The organism is Arhodomonas sp. KWT (genome assembly GCF_010993615.1).
In genome coordinates this window covers 16,756-18,814 of sequence record NZ_WNXE01000044.1, presented here as the reverse complement: position 1 = coordinate 18,814, position 2,059 = coordinate 16,756, and the positions used below count along the sequence as shown (strand labels likewise).

Below are 2,059 nucleotides of genomic sequence, written 5' to 3'. Positions count from 1 at the left end.
AATCGTAGCCGACCATGGCGTCGACCACCGCGTAGCCCGGTGCCTCCACGTCCTGGCTGGAGCTGAAATCGCTTACCGCCGTGACGCCGCCACCGACGTGCAGGCCGTCGAGGGCACCGCCGGAGAACTCGTACTGGGTCCAGAGGTTGAACATGTTGTGCGGCATTAGCAGGAATATGCCGTCGTTCCGCGAGGTGGACGCCTCCTTCACCTCGGTGTCCAGGTAGGTATAGCCGGCGATCACCTGCCACTGCTCGGTGAGGTTGCCGGTGACCTCGAACTCCCCGCCCTGGATACGCATCTCGCCCACCGGCACCGAGTAGTTCGCACCGGGATCCGAGGACGCCGCTGCGCGGTTTTCGTCGTAGAGGCGAAAGGCACTGACACGGGCGTTGAGCGCCCCGCCCATATAGCTGCCCTTGATACCGACCTCGTACTGATCGCCCTCCCTGGGCTCGAGCAGATCACCGTCGGCACCGACGTCGGTCTGCGGCTTGAAGACCTGGGAATAGCTCGCGTAGACGGAGTGAGCGTAGTTCAGGTCGTAGACCACCCCGGCGTAGGGCGTCACCTCCGCATTGCCTTCCCGGTCGGCGTGGGTACCGCCCGCACGGTTATCGTAGTCCACGCTGTAACGGCTGACGCGGGCACCGCCGATCAGCGCCAGCGACGGGATCGGCCGCAGGGTGAGCTTGGAGTAGAGCCCCGTCTCGCGCAGCACGGTGCGTTCGTCACTGTAGCGATACCCGCCTGTGCCACTGCGCGCCGCCCCGAGGATATCCACGTAGGCGATGTCGTGGATCCCGCTCTCGGTAACGCGACCGGCGGTGAGGCTGCGCGTACGCCCGGACTCGGTCTCGGTGTCATAGCGCTTGTAGTCGGCGCCGACGACGAACTCGCTGACACTGCCGAACGCCTCGAAGGGCTGGCTGTAGCTGGCGTCCAGGGACAGGGACTGCTGATCGACGACGCTGCCGAGGCCGGCGACCGCGACGGTGTCGTTCGCGTCCAGTGCACTGCCGCCGAAGGCGTAATTGTAGTCCGCGTGGCGGTCGGAATAGCGGGCTGCGACACGGCCGTAGCCGCCGTTGACGAAGTCGTGGGTGAGCTCCGCGATCCAGTCGTCGCTGCGGCTGTCGAAGTCGTTCCACTCGGCGCCGAAGAAGGCGTCCTCCGACAGGTGCACCAGGTTGCCGTCGGCGTCCGTGGGCAGGCCGTTGTTGACGGTAATGTCCTTGTCGTTGTGCAGGTAGCCCAGCGACAGCGTCGTGTCCGTGCTCAGGTCCACGTCCAGGGCGGCATAGACATCGTTCTGGACGTTGTCGTTGTAATCCGCGAAGGCCGCATGCTCGTTGTGATCGGCGACGATGCGGCCGCGCACGTCGCCGTCGGCGTCCAGCGGACCACTGACGTCCGCCCCGAGATATCGCTGCTCGATGCTGCCGTAGCGGGCATCGACGTGGCCCTGGAAACCCCGGGTCGGGCGCTTGCGCACCAGGTTGACGATCCCACCCATCTCGCTGGTGCTGTTGAACAGCCCCGAGGGCCCGCGCATGACCTCGACGCGGTCGATCGCCGAGAGCGACGGCACCGTGCCGTTTATGCTCTGCATGGGCGCCGGCAGGCCGTCGATATTGAACTCGCTGTACTCGTAGCCCCGGGCGTAGATGGACGAACGCCCGTCGTCGTTGTTCAGCACCCGCATGCCCGGCGTGCGACGGCCGAGCTGATCGAGGGTGTCCAGGTTCTGGTCGTCCATCGCCTCGCGGGTGACCACGCTCACGGACTGCGGGATATCACGCAGCGCCGCCGGCGTCTTGGTACCCACGGTCGCGGCGTCCACCGCATAGCCGCCGGTCTCCTCGGAGGACGGCACCTGGTAGAGGCGGTTACCCTCGACGGTCAGCGTCTCCAGCCGCGTGCTGTCCGCGTCGACGCCCGTATCGCCGGACTGGGCCCGGGTCACGGGCACGAGACAGACAACGGCGACCAGCCCGCCCGCCGTCGCCAGGGTGATCGGCTTCACTGCTTTGCGTGCGCTCACGGTTACTCTTCCCCG

1 protein-coding gene is annotated in these 2,059 nt (G+C 66.6%); it reads right to left on the bottom strand.

The window, feature by feature from the left end; genetic code table 11:
* Positions 1–2,044 (bottom strand): TonB-dependent siderophore receptor (locus G7A99_RS09245; RefSeq protein WP_205599782.1); only part of this gene is annotated, 2,044 nt, incomplete at its 3' end.
* Positions 2,045–2,059: the final 15 nt, after the last annotated feature.